The organism is Streptomyces sp. NPDC019937, assembly GCF_040631655.1.
Taxonomy (GTDB): Bacteria; Actinomycetota; Actinomycetes; order Streptomycetales; family Streptomycetaceae; genus Streptomyces.
The window spans coordinates 129832-149104 of sequence record NZ_JBEYAL010000005.1 but is presented as its reverse complement, the minus strand read 5'-3'; the positions used below and the strand labels follow the sequence as shown (position 1 = coordinate 149104).

The 19273-nt window shown below is 73.2% G+C and carries 14 protein-coding genes; 5 read left to right on the top strand and 9 right to left on the bottom strand.

Annotation, left to right across the window (positions count from 1 at the left end):
* Positions 1-66: 66 nt before the first annotated feature.
* Positions 67-978, top strand: coding sequence for a LysR family transcriptional regulator (locus ABZ562_RS06430; RefSeq protein ID WP_361474820.1), 912 nt, complete (start codon positions 67-69; stop codon positions 976-978).
* Positions 979-1178: 200 nt separating this feature from the next.
* Positions 1179-3074, top strand: coding sequence for a glycoside hydrolase family 3 protein (locus tag ABZ562_RS06425; protein WP_361474818.1), 1896 nt, complete (start codon positions 1179-1181; stop codon positions 3072-3074).
* Positions 3075-3130: 56 nt separating this feature from the next.
* Here ABZ562_RS06425 and ABZ562_RS06420 read toward each other — a convergent pair whose 3' ends face one another.
* Complete coding sequence (locus tag ABZ562_RS06420) at positions 3131-4537, bottom strand: S28 family serine protease (protein WP_361474816.1); 1407 nt, start codon at positions 4535-4537, stop codon at positions 3131-3133.
* A gap of 181 nt (positions 4538-4718) precedes the next feature.
* Between ABZ562_RS06420 and ABZ562_RS06415 the strand changes: the two genes are divergently transcribed.
* On the top strand, positions 4719-5162 hold the full coding sequence (locus ABZ562_RS06415; RefSeq protein ID WP_039941875.1) for a hypothetical protein: 444 nt from the start codon (positions 4719-4721) through the stop codon (positions 5160-5162).
* 107 nt (positions 5163-5269) lie between these two features.
* Here ABZ562_RS06415 and ABZ562_RS06410 read toward each other — a convergent pair whose 3' ends face one another.
* The 7 genes from ABZ562_RS06410 to ABZ562_RS06380 form a co-directional block, all read right to left on the bottom strand.
* Positions 5270-9154, bottom strand: a complete 3885-nt coding sequence (locus tag ABZ562_RS06410) for an ABC transporter ATP-binding protein (protein ID WP_361474976.1) — start codon at positions 9152-9154, stop codon at positions 5270-5272.
* 207 nt (positions 9155-9361) lie between these two features.
* Complete coding sequence (locus tag ABZ562_RS06405; RefSeq protein ID WP_361474814.1) at positions 9362-9643, bottom strand: helix-turn-helix transcriptional regulator; 282 nt, start codon at positions 9641-9643, stop codon at positions 9362-9364.
* A 132-nt stretch (positions 9644-9775) separates the two neighbouring features.
* Positions 9776-12502 carry a discoidin domain-containing protein gene (locus ABZ562_RS06400; protein WP_361474812.1) on the bottom strand — a complete coding sequence of 909 codons (2727 nt, stop codon included), beginning with the start codon at positions 12500-12502 and terminating at the stop codon, positions 9776-9778.
* Positions 12503-12634: 132 nt separating this feature from the next.
* On the bottom strand, positions 12635-13312 hold the full coding sequence (locus tag ABZ562_RS06395; protein ID WP_361474810.1) for a response regulator transcription factor: 678 nt from the start codon (positions 13310-13312) through the stop codon (positions 12635-12637).
* The gene (locus tag ABZ562_RS06390; RefSeq protein ID WP_361474808.1) at positions 13309-14646 is read right to left on the bottom strand and encodes a sensor histidine kinase; all 1338 of its coding nucleotides are present in this window, start codon (positions 14644-14646) and stop codon (positions 13309-13311) included. Before ABZ562_RS06390 ends, ABZ562_RS06395 begins: the two co-directional genes overlap by 4 nt.
* 10 nt (positions 14647-14656) lie before the next feature.
* Positions 14657-15835 carry an acyltransferase gene (locus tag ABZ562_RS06385; RefSeq protein ID WP_361474806.1) on the bottom strand — a complete coding sequence of 393 codons (1179 nt, stop codon included), beginning with the start codon at positions 15833-15835 and terminating at the stop codon, positions 14657-14659.
* Positions 15828-16772 carry an alpha/beta hydrolase gene (locus ABZ562_RS06380; protein ID WP_361474804.1) on the bottom strand — a complete coding sequence of 315 codons (945 nt, stop codon included), beginning with the start codon at positions 16770-16772 and terminating at the stop codon, positions 15828-15830. Before ABZ562_RS06380 ends, ABZ562_RS06385 begins: the two co-directional genes overlap by 8 nt.
* Before the next feature lie 210 nt (positions 16773-16982).
* On the opposite strand from ABZ562_RS06380, the gene ABZ562_RS06375 reads away from it, so the two are divergent.
* On the top strand, positions 16983-17645 hold the full coding sequence (locus ABZ562_RS06375) for a M15 family metallopeptidase (RefSeq protein WP_361474802.1): 663 nt from the start codon (positions 16983-16985) through the stop codon (positions 17643-17645).
* Between the two features lie 9 nt (positions 17646-17654).
* On the opposite strand, the gene speB is transcribed toward ABZ562_RS06375, so the two are convergent.
* On the bottom strand, positions 17655-18641 hold the full coding sequence (gene speB, locus ABZ562_RS06370; RefSeq protein ID WP_361474800.1) for an agmatinase: 987 nt from the start codon (positions 18639-18641) through the stop codon (positions 17655-17657).
* Positions 18642-19021: 380 nt separating this feature from the next.
* On the opposite strand from speB, the gene ABZ562_RS06365 reads away from it, so the two are divergent.
* Entirely contained in the window at positions 19022-19225 is a 204-nt protein-coding gene (locus ABZ562_RS06365) for a cold-shock protein (RefSeq protein ID WP_015607926.1), read from the top strand.
* Positions 19226-19273 lie beyond the last annotated feature (48 nt).

Sequence of the window (19273 nt, the reverse complement as noted above, 5' to 3'; positions counted from 1 at the left end):
TTTAGCACCAGCGCGGATGACTTCATGGTTGGATGCAGAAAACGTGAAACGAGGGAGGTGGGGGCGATGCTGGATCTGTCCCGGCTGCGGGCGCTGCACGCGGTGGCCGTGCACGGTTCGGTCAGCGCGGCCGCCATCGCGCTCGGCTACACCCCTTCCGCCGTATCGCAGCAGATCGCCAAGTTGGAGCGGGAGACCCGGACCACGCTGCTGGAGCGGCAGGGCCGCGGCGTCGTCCTGACCGACGCGGCCCAGCACCTGGCCGCCACCGCCCAGCAGCTCCTCGCGATCGTCGAACAGGCGGAGACCAGCCTGGAGGAGCGGCGGGGCCGGCCCACCGGGCGGCTGGTGATCGGCGCGTTCGCCTCCGCGGCGCGGGGGCTGATGCCCGCCGTCCTGGCCCGGCTCGCCGCCGAGCACCCCTCACTCGACGCCCGGCTCGTCGAGGTCGACCCGCATCTGTCGGTGGACCTGGCGGCGCAGGGCGTCATCGACCTGGCCGTCGCCCATGACTGGGACATCGCCCCGCTCCCCGCACCGGACGGGCTGGGGCGGGCGGTGATCGGGGACGACCTGTGCGATGTCCTCGTACCGGTGGGGCATCCGCTGGCGGGGCGGGGGACGTTGCGGCGGGAGGATCTGACGGGGCAGCGGTGGATCTGCCAGCCGCCGGGGACGGTGTGCCACGACTGGCTCGTACGGACGCTGCGGGCGTCGGGCAGCGAACCGGACCTGGCCTACCAGGCGGCGGAGAACCACACCCAGATCGCCCTGGTGGCGGCGGGCCTGGGCATCGCCCTGATGCCGCGCCTGGGGCGGGGCCCCCTGCCGGAGGGGGTGCGGGCGGTGCCCCTGGAGCCGGTGCCGGTACGCCGCCTCTACGCCCTCTGGCGCGAGGGCGCCGCGCGCCGCCCCGCGATCACGGAGACGGTCGCGGTGCTGGGCGACGAGTGGCCCCGCCGCGCCGCCCCTGCCTGAGCCCCCTGCCCGTGCTCCGGGGAAGCAGCGGGACCGGTCCGCGATGCGTCGCCCCGTGACGACTCATCACGACCGAAGGCGCCCATTCATGAACGAAGTTGAACCGAATCACCGGTTCCCATTGACCGGGCCCCACCCGGCCCACCAGCGTGTCATATGAACGCCAGTCACCCCCTCCGAAGCTCATGGAAGGAGTGCGGGTGCACAAGCCGACCTCGCGCCGCGCCCTGCTCGCCGCGGCGACCGCCGCCGTCGCCACCGCCTGCAGCCCGCGGACGCTCAGTTCCGGTTCTCCCGCGACATCCGCGTCCGCGTCACCGTCGGCGCCCTCCACGTCCCCGCCGGCGCACCGGCCCGCGCCCACCCGGCCCAGCGATCGGGACCGCGCCGCGGACCTGCTCGGGCGCATGACGCTGGACCAGAAGATCGGCCAGCTCTTCGTCCTGTCGGTGTACGGCCACTCCGCCACCGCGCCCGACCCCGCCGACGCCGCGGCCAACGCCGAGAAATACGGCGTCGGCAGCGCCGCCGAGGTGGTGGCGAGGTACCACCTCGGCGGGATCATGTACACCGAGTGGGCGCACAACATCCGCGGCCCCCGGCAGATCGCCGCGCTCTCCAACGGCCTGCAGAAGGCCGCCCTGGACGGTTCGGCGGGCGTGCCGCTGCTCATCGCCACCGACCAGGAGCACGGCATGGTGGCCCGGATCGGGGCGCCCGCCACGCTGCTGCCGGGGGCGATGGCGCTCGGCGCGGGCGGCAGCGTGCCGGACGCACGGGCGGCGGCCCGGATCGCCGGGGCGGAGCTGGCCGCGCTCGGCGTCCGGCAGGACTACGCGCCGGACGCGGACGTCAACGTCGACCCGGCCAACCCGGTGATCGGCATCCGCTCCTTCGGCGCCGACCCCGAGGCGGTCGCCCGGCTGGTCGCGGCCCAGGTCCAGGGGTATCAGGGCGCCGGGGTCGCGGCCACCGCCAAGCACTTCCCGGGGCACGGCGACACCTCCGTGGACAGCCATGTCGGGCTGCCGACCATCACCCACTCCCGCAAGGAGTGGGAGCGGCTGGACGCGCCGCCGTTCCGGGCCGCGATCGCCGCCGGGATCGACTCGGTCATGACCGCGCACCTGCTGTTCCCCGCGCTCGACCCGGCCGACGACCCGGCTACGCTCTCCCGCCCCATCATCACCGGCGTCCTGCGCGACGAACTCGGCTACGACGGCGTCGTGATCACCGACTCCCTCGGCATGCGGGGCGTGCGCGAGAAGTACGGCGACGGCCGGGTCCCGGTGCTCGCGCTGAAGGCGGGCGTGGACCAGCTGCTGACCCCGCCCGATCTGCCCGCCGCCTGGAACAGCGTCCGCACGGCGGTGCGGAAGGGGGAGATCAGCGAGGCCCGGCTCGACGCGTCGGTGCTGCGCGTCCTGCGGCTCAAGGCGCGCCGGGGGCTGCTGGACGAGCCGTACACCAGCGACCGGGAGGTGGACCGTACGGTGGGGACCCGGGCGCACGCCGCCACCGCCGCCCGGATCGCGGACCGCACCACCACACTGATCACCAACCGCGGCGGGCTGCTGCCGCTGTCGCCCCGCCGTCACCGCAGGCTGCTCGTGGTCGGCGTGGACCCCGCCGCCCCGACCGGCACCGGCGGTCCGCCGACGGCCGTCCTCGCCCGCGCCCTCGGCGGGCTCGGCTTCACGGCGAAGGCGCTGTCCACCGGCACCGGCGGCGCGCCCGATCCGTCGCCGGGGCGGATCGACGAGGCCGTGGCGGCGGCGCGCGAGCGGGACGCGGTGATCGTCCTGACGCGCGACGTCGACGCCGGGTCCGGTCAGCGGCGGCTGGTCTCCGAGCTGTCCGCGACCGGGATGCCGGTGGTGCACCTGGCGGTCAAGGACCCTTACGACATCGCCCAGTTGGGCAATGACCCCGGCGCGTCGCTGGCCACCTACGGCTGGACGGACGTCGAGGTGCGCGCCGCCGCCCGGGTCATCGCAGGGAAGCGGGACCCGCGCGGCCGGCTGCCGGTGGCGGTGCGCCGCGCGGACGCCCCGCACCGGGTGCTGTACCCGATCGGGCACGGGCTCTCGTACTAGAAAAACCTCCCGCCCCGCCCCGGACGGAACCTGGGGCGGGAGGCCGGTCAGGAGCGTTACGGCCGCAGGGCCGGCTCGCGCTCCATCTCCCGCCGGTCCAGCTTCGCGTCGTGGCGGGCCAGCGGCTTGGACGAGGCCGGGACGCCCGCCCACCTCTGGACCGCGGCCGTGGCCTTCGCCTTCTCGTCCGCCGTCAGCTGGGCGATGTTGGAGCCGTGGTTGCCGCCGGGGGCGGTGTAGACGTACGAGTCGCGCGCGGCCTTGGCCAGTCGGAACGGTTCGGCGCCCCACGGGTCGTTCTCCCCGTAGACGAACAGCATCCGCCGCGCGTCATGGCGCACCCAGCGGTCCACGTCCCGCATCGCGCCCGGCTTGAAGCGCATCGGGATGTCGCGCGGGACGTAGTTGCGCGGGTTGTAGATGCCCGGGTAGCGCAGCAGGCCGTCCAGATGGGGGGTCTTGAAGGTGGGGGCGCCCAGTTCGGTGCCCGCCTGGTAGTAGTACGGCGTGTAGGTCTCCAGGCCCTGGTCGGTGTAGGCGGAGAAGCCGGAGATGTCGTCGATGAACGTGTACAGCTCATCGGTGGAGGCCGTGGTGGCGGGGACGTCCGCGCAGTCCTTGAGCAGGTGGTACTGCCAGAAGGCCCACACCAGGTCGAGGACGACGTTCTCGTACGCCTTGTCGGCGCTGCCGACGACCGTGAAGGTCTGCTTCTCCTCGTCGGCCCACTTCTGGTAGCGCGCCACGATCTCGTCGCGCCGCACGAGCGCCTCGCGCTGGACCGCGTTCAGCTTGGTGCGGCACTCGGCGGTGCCGACGCCCGCGAAGAAGCGGTCGTAGGCCGAATCCTCGTCGTTGACGACGTCGTTGGGGGCGACGTAGGCGATGGTGCCCGCCATGTCGTGCGGGTAGAAGCGGCGGTAGTAGGTGGCGGTCATGCCGCCCTTGCTGCCGCCGGTGGCGAGCCAGTTCTTGCCGTAGACGCGGTGCAGGGCCCGGTACAGCCGGTGCTGGTCGCTGGCGGCCTGCCAGATGTCCAGCTTCGACCAGTCGGCGGGCTGGGGCCGCGACGGCGTGAAGAACCGATACTCCATGGACACCTGGTTGCCGTCCACCAGCTGCGTGGGCTCGCTGCGGCGCGGCGCGGTGGTCACGTTGTAGCCGGAGGTGTAGAAGACCGTCGGCCGGTCGGTGGCCTTGTGCAGCAGGGTGAACCGCTGCTCGAAGGTGCCCTTGGACGGATGCCGGTGGTCGACCGGCTGCCGGTAGGTGAAGACGAGGAAGCGGTAGCCGTCGTACGGCTGCTCCTCGACGAAGCTCATCCCGGGTATCGCCAGGACGCGTTCCTTGATGTCCGGCCCGCTCGCGGGGGCGGCCGCTGCCGCCGGTGCGCTGCCCGCACCGGCGCCGACCGCCCCCACGATTATCACGAGCGACAACAGCCATCTGAGCGCCTTGCCCATTCGCCCTCCCCTTGGGTGCGCATCACCTGTGTGCACATCAATCGCACAGGTCGCCGAGAACCTATCGGGGCACGGACAACAGTGGCTAGAGCCGTCCGATCACGCCAACCGGCCACCGAATACGGAGAGTTGTTACCGTCACCCTCTTTCGTAGCGGGCTGTGATGGCGCATCCTGCTGACATGGACCGAGACGAACGGCACGACCGGAGCGAACGGGCCGAGCGGCTGACGCAGTATCTGACCGAATTGCAGGAACGAATCGATCCGCGCTCGCTGGAGCTGCTCATGCGGCTGCTGCGCGAGCTGAGCACCTCACCGGCCGTCCGCGGGGGGACGTACGAACTCGGCATGGGGCCCGAGGAGAAGGAGCTGTTCACCCCCGCCCTGCAGGCCGAGCTGCTGGTGCTCTTCGGCCTGCTCACCTCCCAGGACGAGCGGGTGGTCGTCGACCTCGGCGACAGCCCGCACGCCAAGGGCATGAAGGTGCTGGTGCCCCAGGACCGGGCCCAGGACCCCGACTTCCTGCACCGCCACAAGCAGCGCGTGGCGGCCGAGGCGGAGCAGCGGGAGGCGGACCGGCGGGAAGTGGAGGGCATCGCGAGGGCGAGCGGCATGGAACCGTGACGTCACGGTATGTGACGAGTGGTGAACGCCGAGAGTTACCGGCCGTATAGTTCACGGCCGGACGGCGCACTCCTGAGGCGGCCGGACCCGCCCCGACGGCGGGGGCGTCACGCCCCCACCGGGGCCGTCTCTCCCGTGAAGGTGCGCCACAGCTCGGCATACCGGCCGTCAGGCCGCGCCACCAGCTCCTCGTGCGTACCGTCCTCGACGACCCGTCCGTGGTCCAGGACCACCACCCGGTCCGCGCGGGCCGCGGTGGTCAGCCGGTGCGCGACGACCAGCGTGGTGCGACGGCCCGCCAGCCGGTCCGTGGCCTGGTTGACCAGGGCCTCGGTGGCCAGGTCGAGCGCGGCCGTGGCCTCGTCGAGCAGCAGGATGTCCGGGTCGACCAGCTCGGCGCGCGCGAGCGCGATCAGCTGGCGCTGCCCGGCCGACAGATTGCGCCCGCGCTCGGAGACCGCGTGCAGATAGCCGCCGTCGAGCGAGGCCACCATGGCGTGGGCGCCGACCGCCCGCGCGGCCGCCTCCACTTCGGCGTCGCTCGCGTCGGGGCGCCCGTAGGCGATGGCGTCGCGCACGGTCCCCGGGAAGAGATACGGCTCCTGCGGGACGACGCCCAGCCGGTTGCGGTAGGCGGTGAGGTCCAGCTCGCGCAGGTCCGTGCCGTCGACCCGTACGGCGCCGCCGGTGGGGTCGTAGAAGCGGGCGACCAGCTTGACCAGCGTGGACTTGCCCGCGCCCGTCTCCCCCACGAACGCCACCGTCTGCCCGGCCGGGATCGTGAGGTCGATGCCCGACAGGGCCTCCTCGGCGGTCCCCGCCTCGTCGCCGCCGTACCGGAAGCGCACGTCCTCGAAGGCGACCTCGCCGCGGACCGTCCGCACCGCGCGCGGGTTCTTCGGCGCCGGGGTGGTGGTCGGCTCGCGCAGCAGCTCCTGGATGCGGCCCAGCGACACCGTGGCCTGCTGATAGCCGTCGAACACCTGGGAGAGCTGCTGCACGGGCGCGAAGAACAGGTCGATGTAGAGCAGATAGGCGACCAGCGCGCCCGCCGTCAGCGTCCCGTCGCTCACCCGCCCGGAGCCGACGATCAGCACCAGCGCCGCGGCGGTGGACGACAGCAGCTGCACGAACGGGAAGTACACCGAGATCAGCCACTGGCCGCGCACCCGCGCCTGCCGGTACGCGTCGCTGCGCGCGGCCAACCGCTCCCGGCCGACGCGCTCGCGCCGGAACGCCTGCACGATCCGCAGCCCCGCCACGCTCTCCTGGAGGTCGGCGTTGACGGTGCCCACGCGCTCGCGGGCGAGTTCGTACGCCTTGACGCTCTTGCGGCGGAAGACGAACGTGCCGATGATCAGCGGCGGCAGGGTCGCGAACACCACCAGCGCCAGCTGGACGTCGATCACCAGGAGCGCGACCAGGATCCCGAAGAAGGTCAGCAGGCTGACGACGGCGGTGACCAGACCGGTCTGCAGGAACGACGACAAGGCGTCCACGTCGGTGGTCATCCGCGTCATGATCTTGCCGGTCAGCTCGCGCTCGTAGTAGTCGAGCCCGAGCCGCTGCAACTGCGCGAAGATCTTGACCCGCAGGGCGTACAGCATGCGCTCGCCCGTGCGCCCGGTCAGCCGCGTCTCGCCGAACTGCGCGGCCCACTGGGCGAGGACGACGACCAGCGCCAGCCCGGACGCCGCCCACACCGCGCCGAGCGCGAGGCGCTGGACGCCCTGGTCGATGCCGTGCCGGATGAGCACGGGCAGCAGCAACCCGGACACCGCGTCGACCGCCACCAGCAGCAGGCAGAGCAGCAGCGGCGCCCTGAACCCGCGCAGCAACTGCCGCAGGCCGTAACTCCCTTCGGGCCGCGCGGCCCGCTCCTCGTCCACCTCGGGCGTGTCGGTGGCGGGCGGCAGGGCCTCCACCTTGGCCAGCAGGTCCGGGGTGGCGGGCATCCCGGCCAGCGCCCCGGCCATCCCGGGGGCGGGCGTGGCGGTGGAGCGCGCCTCGGGGGCGGTCCGGTCGTCCCCGTCGCGCCGCACCCACAGCTCGGGGGTCACGCTGTCCGTGCGCGGTGCGGCGTGCTCGGGGTCGTCGCCGCCGCGCGCCACCGGCCGGTCGGCGTTGACGGTGCCGTCGCCGTTCCCGTGCGCCGCGCCGTCGCGGCACGGCTCGACCAGCCCGGTGGCGGCGGCCTCGCCGCCGAACGACCCGGCGAGCCCCGCCACCGCCGGACCCGCGTGCTCCGGGTCGTCCCCGCCGCGCGGCCGCACGGCCAGGCGCCCGGCCGGGTCGCGGGCGATGCCGCTCAGCTCGTCCGGGTCCGTCAGCAGACGGCGGTACAGCGCGCAGCGCTCGCGCAGTTCCTCGTCCGTGCCGAGGTCCACCAGGCGGCCGCCGTCCAGGACGGCGATGCGGTCGGCGAGGGCGAGGGTGGACAGGCGGTGGGCGATGAGGAGGGTCGTACGGCCCGCCATGACGCCGCGCAGCGCCTCGTGGATCTCGTGCTCCACGCGCGCGTCGACCGCCGAGGTGGCGTCGTCGAGGACGAGCAGCCGGGGGTCGGTGAGGATCGCGCGGGCCAGGGCCATGCGCTGGCGCTGGCCACCGGAGAGGGTGAGGCCCTGCTCGCCGACCTGGGTGTCGTAGCCGTCGGGGAGGGCGGAGATGAAGCCGTCGGCCTGGGCGGCCCGGGCGGCGGCCCTGATCTGCTCGTCGTCGGCGTCGGGCAGCCCGTAGGCGAGGTTGGCGCGCACGGTGTCGGAGAAGAGGAAGCTGTCCTCGGGGACGAGCCCGATGGCGGCGCGCAGCGAGGCGTACGTCAGCTCGCGGACGTCGTGGCCGCCGATCCGCACCGCGCCGTCCGTCACGTCGTAGAAGCGGGGCAGCAGCATGGACAGGGTGGATTTGCCGCTGCCCGAGGCGCCGACCACGGCGACCGTCTCGCCCGGTTCGATGCGCAGCGACACCTCGGAGAGCACGGGCCGGTCGGCGTCGTAGCCGAAGCTGACGTGATCGAATTCGACCGTCGCGGGTGCGTCGGCGGGCAGTTCGCGCGCGTCCGGGCGCTCCTGGATGACCGGTTCGGTGTCGATGAGTTCGTAGACCCGCTCGACTCCGGCCCGGGCCTGCTGGCCGACGGTCAGCATCATGGTGAGCATCCGCACCGGGCCGACGAGCTGCGCGAGGTAGGTCGAGAAGGCGACGAAGGTGCCGAGGGTGATCTGCCCGCGGGTGGCCATCCAACCGCCGAGCGCCAGCATCGCGACCTGGCCGAGGGCGGGGACGGCCTGGAGGGCGGGGGTGTAGCGGGCGTTGAGGCGGACCGTGCGCAGCCGGGCGGCGAAGAGCTTGCGGCCTGTCTCGCGGAGCTTGCCCGCCTCCTGGGCCTCCTGGCCGAAGCCCTTGACGACGCGCACGCCGGTGACGGCCCCGTCCACGACCCCGGCGACGGCGGCGGCCTGCCCCTGGGCGTACCAGGTGGCGGGGAAGAGCCGGACGCGGCTGCGCGAGGCGATGACCCACAGGGCGGGGGCGACGGCGAGGGCGACGACGGTGAGCAGCGGGGAGAGCACGGCCATCACGACGAGGGAGACCAGGAAGAGCAGCACGTTGCCGATCATCATCGGCACCATGAAGAGCAGGCCCTGGACCAGCTGGAGGTCGCTGGTGGCGCGGCCGACGATCTGGCCGGTGGACAGCTCGTCCTGGCGCCTGCCGTCGAGGCGGGCGAGCGAGTCGTACATCTCGGTCCGCAGATCGTGCTGCACGTCGAGCGCGAGCCGTCCGCCGTAGAAGCGGCGGACATAGGTGAGGACGTAGACGACGAGTGCCGCGACGATCAGCAGGGCGGCCCAGGGCGCGAGGGCCCGGTCGTGCCGGACGATCACCTCGTCGATGATCAGCTTGGTGACGAGCGGGACCAGCGCCATGACGCCCATCCCGGCGAGCGAGGCCCCGAGCGCGAGCAGCACATTGCGGCGGTACCGCATGCTGTGGCGGATCAGCCGCCGCGCCCAGCCGGACCCCGCGCCGGCATCCGTTGCGCCACTTTTGCCGCCTGTGTCGCTCTTACCGCCCTTGTCGCCCTTGCCGTCCGCCACGCGTGACCTCCCGGTTCTCCACTGCTACCGGAAGGCCCAACACACAGGTGTGCGGATTTCATCCTTCCGCAACAACCGGACCCGGGGCCGGGGCCCTCACGCCGCCTCGTCGCGCGGCACCTCCTGCGGGATGGTGACCGCGGCGCAGCGGGCCGCGATGTCGTCCAGCCGCAGGCCGAGGGCGGTGGCCAGGGCGGCGATGGTGAAGAAGGCGGGGGTGGGGGCTCGTCCGGTCTCGATCTTGCGGAGGGTCTCGGCCGAGATCCCGGCCCCGGCGGCGACGTCCGCCATGCTGCGTTCACCGCGGGCCTGTCGCAGCAGGGCGCCGAGGAAGCGGCCGCGTTCGCGTTCCAGCGGAGTGAGAGGAGTGCGCACCATGACCGTGATACTAATGCCGGTATAAGAATTGGTCCACGTTCCGTGGGTCCACGCTCAGGAGGACCGCACCGTGACGCCACGCGGCGCCGGCGTACCGCGGTACGCCGGCGCCGCGCTGCCCGGTCCGCCGGGTCACCGGTCCCGCGTCACCTTCAGTTCCTCGATGCCCGCGCGCTTCTTGTCGTCCGCCGAGCGCAGCGTGACACGGACGTAGCGGGCCGGGCCCGTCGTCCCGTCGCGCCAGTGCCTGCCGTCGCGCGAGGTCTCGACGCGGTGCGCGGCGGGCCGGGTGGTGGTCCACCGCGGGGTGACCTCGCCGATCCGTACGGTCCGGCCGAGGTCGGCGGTGAGCGTGCCCCGGGCCGCGTCGGGCACCCAGGCGGTGGCCGCGTTGCCGTCGAGGGCGGCGCCCGGCTCCATGCCCGGCTCCCGCGAACTCGCCGTCGCCTCCTGGCAGCGGGCGAGGTTGGTGGTCGGGGTGAGGTCCGGGCGGCGGGTCTTGAGGACGGCGGGGGCGCCCTCGCTCACGACCTGCTTCCCGCCCTGCGGCGTCTCGATGCCGAACGGCGCGCCGGCGGTCAGCCGCACCCTCGTCTCGTGCGGGCCGATCGCCACGTCGTACGTACGGCCCTGCCAGCGCAGGCCGCGCAGCGTGACGCCGTCGCGCAGCTGCGGCGGCAGCGTGGGGTCGAGCCGTACGGCGTCCTCGCGCATCCGCATCCCGGTCAGACCGTGGGTGAAGACCTGGAGGAAGCCGCCCTTGCCGGTGAGGAAGTCCTGCGCGGGCGACCCGGCCAGCGGGTCCTCGGCGCCCGCCTTCTCGCCGCGCGCCTCCGAGAACTGGTCGAACGGGCCGCGCACGAACGGCTTGATGGAGCGCATCAGGTACGTGTACGAGGAGCAGCCGGGCTCCCCGATGGACGCGGCGTCGATCGCGTGGACCGAGTCGGTCATGGCCGGGCCGTCCGGGTCGGTGCGCGCCGCGTAGTAGTCGAGCGTCTTGGCGGCGGCCTCCCGGGACATCGGCCACTCCAGCGGGTGCATGAGCAGCACGGTGTCCGCCTGCTTGATCAGCGAGCCCTTGTAGCCGTCGTACTGCTGGAAGACCTGCTTCTTCTTGTCGTACGGGATGCGCAGCTTGTCCGCGATCCGGGTCCAGGCGGCGGGGGGCTTCTCGCCGAGGACGCGGGCGGCGCGGGCGGCGTCGCGCAGGGCGGTGGCGGCTCCGGCGTTGGTGAACACCGCGTCGTCCACACCGTTGCTGTACTCGTCGGGGCCCGCGACGTTTTTGATGGAGTAGCTGCCGTCGGCGTTGTGGGTGACCCGCCCGGCCCAGAACTCGGCGATGCCCTTGAGCACCGGCCAGCCGCGCTCGCGCAGCCAGGTGGCGTCGCCGGTGGCCTGGAAGTACTGCCAGGCCGCGAGGGCGATATCGCTCTGCAGGTGGTTCTGGGTGCGGCAGTGCGGCGGGTCCCAGCTGTGGCACTCGGTCCATAGCCCGCCCTTGCTCGCGCTGGTCCAGGGGTAGAAGAGGCCGGGGTAGCCGAGCTTGCGCGCGTTGCCGCGGGCGCCCGCGCGGGTCTTGTAGCGGTACTCCACCACGGACTTGGCCAGTTCGGGGTGGCTCGCCAGCAGCCCCGGGTACATCCAGGTCTCGGCGTCCCAGAAGATCAGGCCGCCGTAGTTGTCGCTGGTCAGCCCGGTCGGGGAGATGCTGTTGCGGGAGCCCGCGCGGGTGGCGGACAGCAGCCCGTACTGCGCGGAGCGCACCCAGCCCTGGAGGTCGCGCTGCCTGCGGCCGCCGATCTCGATGTCGGAGCGCCAGAGCTTCCGCCAGGCGGCGGTGTGCTCGGCGAACAGCGCGGGCCAGCCGCGGTCGGCGGCCCGCCGGGAGGCGGCGACGGCGTCGGCGCGCGGGGCGTGGGAGGTCAGCGCGGTGTCGACGCCGACGTACTTGGTGAACTCGTACGCGCGGCCCTGCCGCACCGGGAAGCGCACCCCCTGCCGGGCGCTCAACTTCGCGTCCTCGTCGGCCCGTTCCGCGTTCGCGTCTTGTACGTTGCGGCCGGGCCGCAGGGTGGACGCGACGGCGCCGTCGGTCTTGGTGCCGTCCGTACGGAAGGCCACATCGACCGTACGGCCGCCGTGCGTTCCGCCGCCGGTCTGCGTCATGCGGCGCGCGCCGCGCCCGTCGATGCGGTCGGTGACGGTGGCGTCGCCGCTCCAGTGCGGGGTCATGCGCAGCCGTACGGCGCCCACGTGCGCGTCGTTCCGGTCGGCGAGCACGTCGTAGGTGAGGTCGGTGGCGCGGCCGTCGGACGCCGTCCAGGTGAGGGACGTACGGACGAAGCCGCAGCGCATGAAGACGGTCTGCCGGTAGTCCGAGACGCGCCCCGCGGACGTCCCCGGGCCGAAGGTCTCCGAACCCTTGCCCCCGGTGGCCACGTTCAGCGTGGACCAGTTGGGGATGGCGGCCGCGACCTGCCGGTTCTCGGTGGTCTTCTTGTTGTGCGCGTACAGACCGGAGACGAACGCCCCGTCATAGCGGGGCGTGAACAGCGGCCATCCGGTCTTGTCGCCGCCGCCCGTATAACCGGTGCCGTTCGGCGGCACACGCTGCCCGAGATAGCCGTTCCCCACGTACGCGTGGTAGCTGTCCTTGGGATCGATACGGTCCGAGGTCAGCGCCCAGCCGCCGGACGGCCCACGCGCACAGCCCCCGGCGCCGGCCCGGGCCGCCGCTGAGGAGTCGGATTCGGGAGCGGCGGACGCCGGAGGCACGGCGGCGATCAGCCCGCAGACGAGCAGCGGTGCGACCAGCCGGGCGGTGCGCGGCAGCCGGGGGGTGGAGTACGTCATTGTTCTCCGTCGGTGGTTCGCCGGTGACGGTCGCAGTGACGATAAAGAGGTGAACACAACAGGTCAATGGATCGCGCAACGCCTTCACTGCCTGAACACACGTTCACGAGTTGGAACGGCCGGGAGGCGACATCAGAACGCGCTCGGGCGCACCAGGCCCGTCTCGTACGCGAAGACCGCCGCCTGGGTGCGGTCGCGCAGGTTCAGCTTGAGCAGGATCCGGCCGACATGGGTCTTCACGGTCTGCTCCGCCACCACCAGCCGGGCGGCGATCTCCGCGTTCGACAGCCCCTGGGCGATCAGGGTCAGCACTTCGGTCTCGCGCTCCGTCAGATCGCCGATGCGGTCCTTGAGGGGAGCGCGCGGGGCGGCGGCGGTCACCCGGGAGAACTCGGTGATGAGGCGCTTGGTGATGTTCGGGGCGAGCAGCGCGTCCCCGGCAGCCACCACCCGTACCGCATGGGCCAGTTCCTCCGCCGACGCGTCCTTCAGGAGGAACCCGGACGCGCCCGCGCGCAGCGCCTCGTACACGTACTCGTCGAGGTCGAAGGTGGTGAGGACGAGGACCCTGACGGTGGCGCCGTCCGGTTCGGTGAGCCGACGGGTCGCCTCGATGCCGCCGAGACCGGGCATGCGGATGTCCATCAGGACGACATCGGGGGCGAGGCCTGCGACCTGGGCGATGGCGTCCTCCCCGTCCACGGCCTGGCCGACGACCTCGATGCCGGGTTCGGCGTTCAGCAGCACCGTGAAGCCCTGACGGACCATGACCTGGTCATCGGCGATCAGGACGCGGATGCTCGTTGTCATGCGATGTCCTCGGCGGTCTCGGTGGCCGTGGCGGCCTCGGCTCTGGCGGCTTCGGGCACGAGGTACGCGGGCAGTACGGCGGCCACCTCGTAACCCCCGTCCGGAGTGGGGCCGGTGGCCAGCTCGCCCCGCAGCATCGCGGTGCGCTCCCGCATCCCGAGCAGCCCGTGCCCGGTGCCCGGCGTCGGCAGGGCCGACCGGTCGGGGGCGGTGTTGAAGACCCGGACGGTGAGCCCGTCCGGGTGATACCCGATCTCCACCTTCACCTCCGCCCCCGGCGCGTGCCGCATCACATTGCTCAGCGCCTCCTGCACGATGCGGAACGCCGACAGTTCGAGGCCCGGTGGCAGCGGCCGCCGCTCGCCGCAGATCTCGACGTCCACAGGGATCCCGGTGCCGCGCACCGTGTCCACCAGCTCGTCCAGCCGATCGAGGGTGGGCTGCGGGGCGTGCCGTACTCCCTCGGCGAGGGTGTCCTCGGAGCGCAGCACCCCCAGCACCCGGCGCAGTTCGGTCAGCGCCTCGACCGCGCTGCGGCGGATGCCCGCCAGGTTCTCCTTGAGCTCGTCGGAGGGGTTCTCGGCCAGATGCGGGGCGACCTGTGCCTGGATGGAGATGACCGACATGTGGTGCGCGACCACGTCGTGCAGCTCCCGGGCGATCCGGTTGCGCTCCTCCAGCAGGGTGCGCCGGGCCCGCTCCTCGGCGGTGATCTCCTCCTGCTCGACCAGCCGCGCCCGGGCCACCCGGCGGCCGCGCAGCGCGGTGCCGACCACCACGGCGGTCGCGTAGGACACGGCGACCACGTTGGGGTCCCCTCCACGGTCCACGGGCATGAGGGCCAGATTGACCACCGCCGCCAGTAGGGTCAGCGCCAGCGCCTCGGCCGCGATCCGAGGGCGCACCCGCAGGGCCAGCAGGAACAGCACGAGGGTGTGCAGCACGATCTGCGCGATGCTCCAGGGCCCCACTCCGCCGAGGCTGAACCCGTTTCCAGGGAGCGCCGCCGACACGAAGAGCACGGCTGTCGAGAGCCACCAGCCGGGTATCGGGCGGGACAGCACGAGGAGGACGGCGGCCGACTGGAGCACGACGAGCAGGGACACGAGGGTGACGTTCGGGCTGTAATGCCCTTGGCGCTCCGCCGCGTTGAGCCAACCCATGATCACCGCGAAGGCCACCACGTGGCCATGGGGCAGCCGCCCCAGCCAGGGCATCCGCGGCAGCGGATCGCGGGCCACCGTCCACAGGTCATCGCGCAGGGTGCGTGGTACCACGAGCAGGCCGTCCGCCAGCCGACGCAACAGCCCGGACGCCGCCTCCCGTTCCGTCACGGCACTCGCCCTAGCCACGCCGCGCCACCGCCCCCTTCGCCATGTTTCCGGCCGGACGCCCCTCGCGGACCACTCGGCCGCCACCCTTGCGCGGTTCGTCCCGTTCGTACGTACCGAACGCCGCCCGGCACACCAGGAGCGCCGCCGCGAACGCCGGCAGCCACAGCAGCCGGGCCGCCATCCAGCCCGGGTGGTCGGGCAGGGTGTGCAAGCCGGGCAGCGGGCCGGTCAGTCGCAGGACCGTCGAGGTGACCGCCATCATCGCAGTCTGGTGCCAGAGAAATATCGTCATCGCGGAGAGGTTCAGCAGCGCCACCCCCGCCCAGACCGCGGGCCGCGCCAGCGCCCGCCGCAGTGGTCCGAGCAGCAGCAGGGCCGCCCCGCACTGGGCCAGGCCGAAGGTGACGGCGGCCAGGGTCGGCGGGTTGAGGTTGGATATCGCGGCGCCCGGGACCCCGACCATGGCCGCCGGATAGCCGCCGAACCGGACGAGCCCGGCCGTGACCGCACCGCCACCGAGCAGCAGCACCCAGCCGGTCGTGCGCCCCCGCAGTCCGCCACGCGCCCACGCCGCGCCCAGGCAGTACGGGACCAGCCAGCCCGCCGCCAGGTTGATCCAGCCGAGCCGGGCGGGCCCGCCGAGGCCGAACCGGACCAGGTCGACGTGGAGGACGACGGCGAGCGGCCACAGCGGATGCAGCCGCGCCACCAGCGGGGTCGCCGCCGTGAGCGCCGCGAAGACCAGCAGGAACCACAGCGGTGACAGCACCAGCTTGAGCAGGGTGTGCAGGGTCGTCAGGCCGACCCCGGAGGCCAGCATCGCCCCCGCCGCCAGGGTCCACACCACCAGCAGCGCGGCGACCGGCCGGAACAGCCGGGCCATGCGGGCGCCCAGCCACTGGCGGTACGTCACGCCCCGGGCGCGGGCGGACTCGTGGCTCTTCACGCTCATCTGCCCGCCCACCAGGAAGAAGACCGCGAGGGTCTGCAACGCCCAGGAGAGCGGAACGAGATGGGGCTGATAGAGCAGCAGGCTCGCCGTCCGCACGGTGCCGCTGTCGGCGACGAGGGCGGTCACCAGCCAGTGGCCGAGCACCACGCCGAGGATGGCGAAGGCGCGCAGCGCGTCCACGGCGCGGTCGCGGCCGGGCGGGGTGGCGGCGTCGATGCGCCGGATCAGCTCACGCACGGCCGTCCCCCACGATCCGGGCCAGGCTCCGCAGGCTGACGGAGCCGGGCTTGAGGTAGTCGCTGTGGCCGCCGCCGCCCGCGTCGAAGATCCGGGCGCCGAAGCCCTTCGAGACGGGGTCGGTGCCCAGCCCGACGGTGGTGAACAGCAGCGGGATCCGCACATGCGGGACGTGACCGATCCAGTCGTGCGCGCCCCGGCCCGCCCAGACGGCGGCCCGGGTGCGCAACTGACCGACGCCGGAGGCGCCGACGCCGGGACTGCCGTACAGGACGATGTCCGCGACCGCCAGCCCGTGCGCGGCCCTGGCGCACACCAGCGAGCCGTAGGAGTGGCAGAGCAGCGAGATCCGGGCCCGGGGCGCGGCGGTGGCCAACTCCCCGACAAAGGAGGCGAGTCCGGGCGCCGCGCGGTCGGCCAGGCCCGCCGTCAGCACCTCGGGGCTCACCGTGCCCGGCGTCTCGTAGCCGAGCCAGGCGACGACGGCGCCCCGCCGCCCCAGCTGGTGCTCCAGCGCGACGGCCCCGGCGCGCAGGCGCCCGTACCGGTCGAGGCTGGTGTCCGAACCCGGCACCAGGACGGCGACCCGCGCGGCGCGCGACAGATCCCCGAAGACCTCGGCGGAACGGCCCCCGTCCCGCCCGTCGAAGGAGAGGAACCGCCGGGACGGTGCCGCCATCTCCCGCAGCGCGGCCGCCCGCCGCCGGTCCCCGTGGCCGGCGGCCATCCGCTCGGCGGCCCGAATGTCCGCGCGGTGGGCGGCGTACCGCGCGCCGAGGACGGCGGGCGTCGCGGCGGTCAGCGGGGGCAGCGCCGACGGCGCGGGCGCCGGGACCGCCGCGGGCCGCGCGGCGCCCGCCACCGGCACGGCCACCGAGGCGGCGACGAGCATGCCGAGCAGAGTGCGGCGGAGGCGGCCGCGCACACGGGATGCCATCGATGTCCCCTTCCGTACCGGATGTCGTATGTACGGAAGGTAGGGAGCGGGGCGGGTAGTTGGCGTCACTCCAGGGGGTGCACTCGCCGCGTAGCTCTCAGGTATGACGGGTACGAGGCGGGCGCGCCCCTCAGGGCGTGGCGGGGGCGGCGGTCGGCGACCAGGCGGTCGTGCGCCCCGCCGGGCAGGAGCAGCTGCGACGATCAGCCCATGCCTGAAATCACCTTGATGTCCGACCCGAGGGTCGCGGCCGTGCCGGTCAGGGAGTGCGGGGAGCCGCTGACGGACGTACGCCGCGCACCGCGGCTGCTGGTCGACGGCCGGGCGGCGGACCCCGCCGGGGCGTACGCCTTCCTGCGGCAGGGTCTGCTGGAGCGGCTGCTGACGGCGCAGTCGGCGCTGCCGCCGGGGCTGCGGCTGCTGTTCATCGAGGGATACCGGCCGCTCGAGCTGCAGCGGCACTACTTCACGCGCTACGCCGCCCGGCTCCGCGCCGCGCACCCCGGCTGGTCCGACGGGGAGATCCGGGCGGCGGCGAGCCGCTACGTATCGCCGCCCGAGCTCGCCCCGCACAGCGCCGGCGCCGCCGTCGACCTCACCCTCGCCGACGCGGACGGGCACGAGCTGGATATGGGCACCCCCTGGGACGCGACCCCGGAGGAGAGCGCCCGAGCCTGCTACACGGGGGCGGCGAACATCCCCGCCGGGGCCCGCGCCCACCGGGACGCCCTGGGCGCGGCGCTGACCTCCGCCGGGCTCGTCAACTACCCGACCGAGTGGTGGCACTGGTCCTACGGCGACCGCTACTGGGCCCTCCACACCGGCGCCCCGGCGGCGTTGTACGGCCCTCGGGAGCTAGCGGAAGGGCCCTGATGGGCGCGCTCAGGCGGTGCGGGAGGCGGCGATCTGGCGGGCCATGATCGTCGTCAGTTCGTACGCGGTGTGGGAGGCCGCCACGGCTGTGATCTCCGCGTGGTCGTACGCCGGGGCGACCTCGACCAGATCGGCGGAGACCAGGTGGCAGCCGGCCAGGCCGCGCAGGATCTCCAGCAGCTCGCGGGAGGTGAGACCGCCCGCCTCGGGGGTGCCGGTGCCGGGGGCGTGGGCCGGGTCCAGGACGTCGATGTCGATGGAGATGTAGAGCGGACGGTCGCCGATGCGCTGCCGCAGCTGGTCGGTGACCTCGTCCACGCCGCGCCGCATGACATCGGCGGAGGTGACGATGCCGAAGCCCATCTTCGCGTCGTCGTCCAGGTCCTGCTTCCCGTACAGCGGGCCCCGGGTGCCGACGTGCGAGAGGGCGGCGGTGTCGAGGATGCCCTCCTCTACGGCGCGCCGGAAGGGCGTGCCGTGGGTGTACTCGGCGCCGAAGTAGGTGTCCCAGGTGTCCAGGTGGGCGTCGAAGTGCAGCAGGGCGACCGGGCCGTGCTTGCGGGCGACGGACCGCAGCAGCGGGAGGGCGATCGTGTGGTCGCCGCCGAGGGTCATGAGGCGGGCGCCGCTGTCGAGGAGGTCGTCGGCGGCGGCCTGGACGGTCTCCACCGCCTCGTTGATGTCGAACGGGTTCGCGGCGATGTCCCCGGCGTCGGCGACCTGGGCGAGGGCGAAGGGCGCCGCGTCCTGCGCCGGGTTGTACGGGCGCAGCAGCCGGGACGCCTCGCGGATGGCGTTGCCGCCGAAGCGGGCGCCGGGGCGGTAGGAGACGCCGGTGTCGAAGGGCACGCCGACCACGGCGACGTCCGCGGTGCCGCCGACCTCGTCGACGCGCGGCAGCCGGGCGAAGGTGGCGGGGCCCGCGTAGCGCGGGATGCGGGATGAGTCGACGGGGCCGACGGGGGTTCCGGTGGGCTCACGGTCTGCTGCGGTCATGAGTTCGAGCGTAGGCAGAGCGGCCGTTCCCCCACATGTACGATCCCCAGCACGCGGCCCGGGCGATTTGGACACCGCGTCCATTGGCCCGCCGGCCCCGCCGGTGTCGTGCCTGGTGGCGCCGGGCGGCGTCCCGTCCGTTGGCGCAGCCGGTGGCGCGACCCTGCCGCGTGATCGGCGTCTCCCCCCGCCCGGGCCCCTCGCGTGTTAAGCTCGTGACAGTTGCAGTTTTGGTACCCATGAACGTTATGTGCGCCTGACGGGATGTAGCGTCAGGCGCATTTTTGTTTTCACCGGTCATGTCCGGATGGGGTCAATGCGGCGACGCGGAATCCGTCGAACGCGGATTCCGGTTCGGCCCCCATTGAAGGAGAAATGACATGGCTACTGGCACCGTGAAGTGGTTCAACTCGGAAAAGGGCTTCGGTTTCATCGAGCAGGACGGCGGCGGCGCCGACGTCTTCGCCCACTACTCGAACATCGCGACCCAGGGCTTCCGTGAGCTGCAGGAAGGCCAGAAGGTGTCGTTCGACGTCACGCAGGGCCAGAAGGGCCCGCAGGCCGAGAACATCGTTCCCGCCTGACGCAGCGCATACCGCGAGCCGGGGCCCGCACCTGATGAGGTGCGGGCC

Excerpts from the sequence above, each read along its gene's own strand:
- ABZ562_RS06430 (WP_361474820.1), top strand. The coding sequence starts at position 67 with ATGCTGGATCTGTCCCGGCTGCGGGCGCTGCACGCGGTGGCCGTGCAC.
- ABZ562_RS06420 (WP_361474816.1), bottom strand. The coding sequence starts at position 4,537 with ATGGGCAAGGCGCTCAGATGGCTGTTGTCGCTCGTGATAATCGTGGGG.
- ABZ562_RS06415 (WP_039941875.1), top strand. The coding sequence starts at position 4,719 with ATGGACCGAGACGAACGGCACGACCGGAGCGAACGGGCCGAGCGGCTG.
- ABZ562_RS06410 (WP_361474976.1), bottom strand. The coding sequence starts at position 9,154 with ATGCGGTACCGCCGCAATGTGCTGCTCGCGCTCGGGGCCTCGCTCGCC.
- ABZ562_RS06405 (WP_361474814.1), bottom strand. The coding sequence starts at position 9,643 with ATGGTGCGCACTCCTCTCACTCCGCTGGAACGCGAACGCGGCCGCTTC.
- ABZ562_RS06400 (WP_361474812.1), bottom strand. The coding sequence starts at position 12,502 with ATGACGTACTCCACCCCCCGGCTGCCGCGCACCGCCCGGCTGGTCGCA.
- ABZ562_RS06395 (WP_361474810.1), bottom strand. The coding sequence starts at position 13,312 with ATGACAACGAGCATCCGCGTCCTGATCGCCGATGACCAGGTCATGGTC.
- ABZ562_RS06380 (WP_361474804.1), bottom strand. The coding sequence starts at position 16,772 with ATGGCATCCCGTGTGCGCGGCCGCCTCCGCCGCACTCTGCTCGGCATG.
- ABZ562_RS06375 (WP_361474802.1), top strand. The coding sequence starts at position 16,983 with ATGCCTGAAATCACCTTGATGTCCGACCCGAGGGTCGCGGCCGTGCCG.
- speB (WP_361474800.1), bottom strand. The coding sequence starts at position 18,641 with ATGACCGCAGCAGACCGTGAGCCCACCGGAACCCCCGTCGGCCCCGTC.
- ABZ562_RS06365 (WP_015607926.1), top strand. The coding sequence starts at position 19,022 with ATGGCTACTGGCACCGTGAAGTGGTTCAACTCGGAAAAGGGCTTCGGT.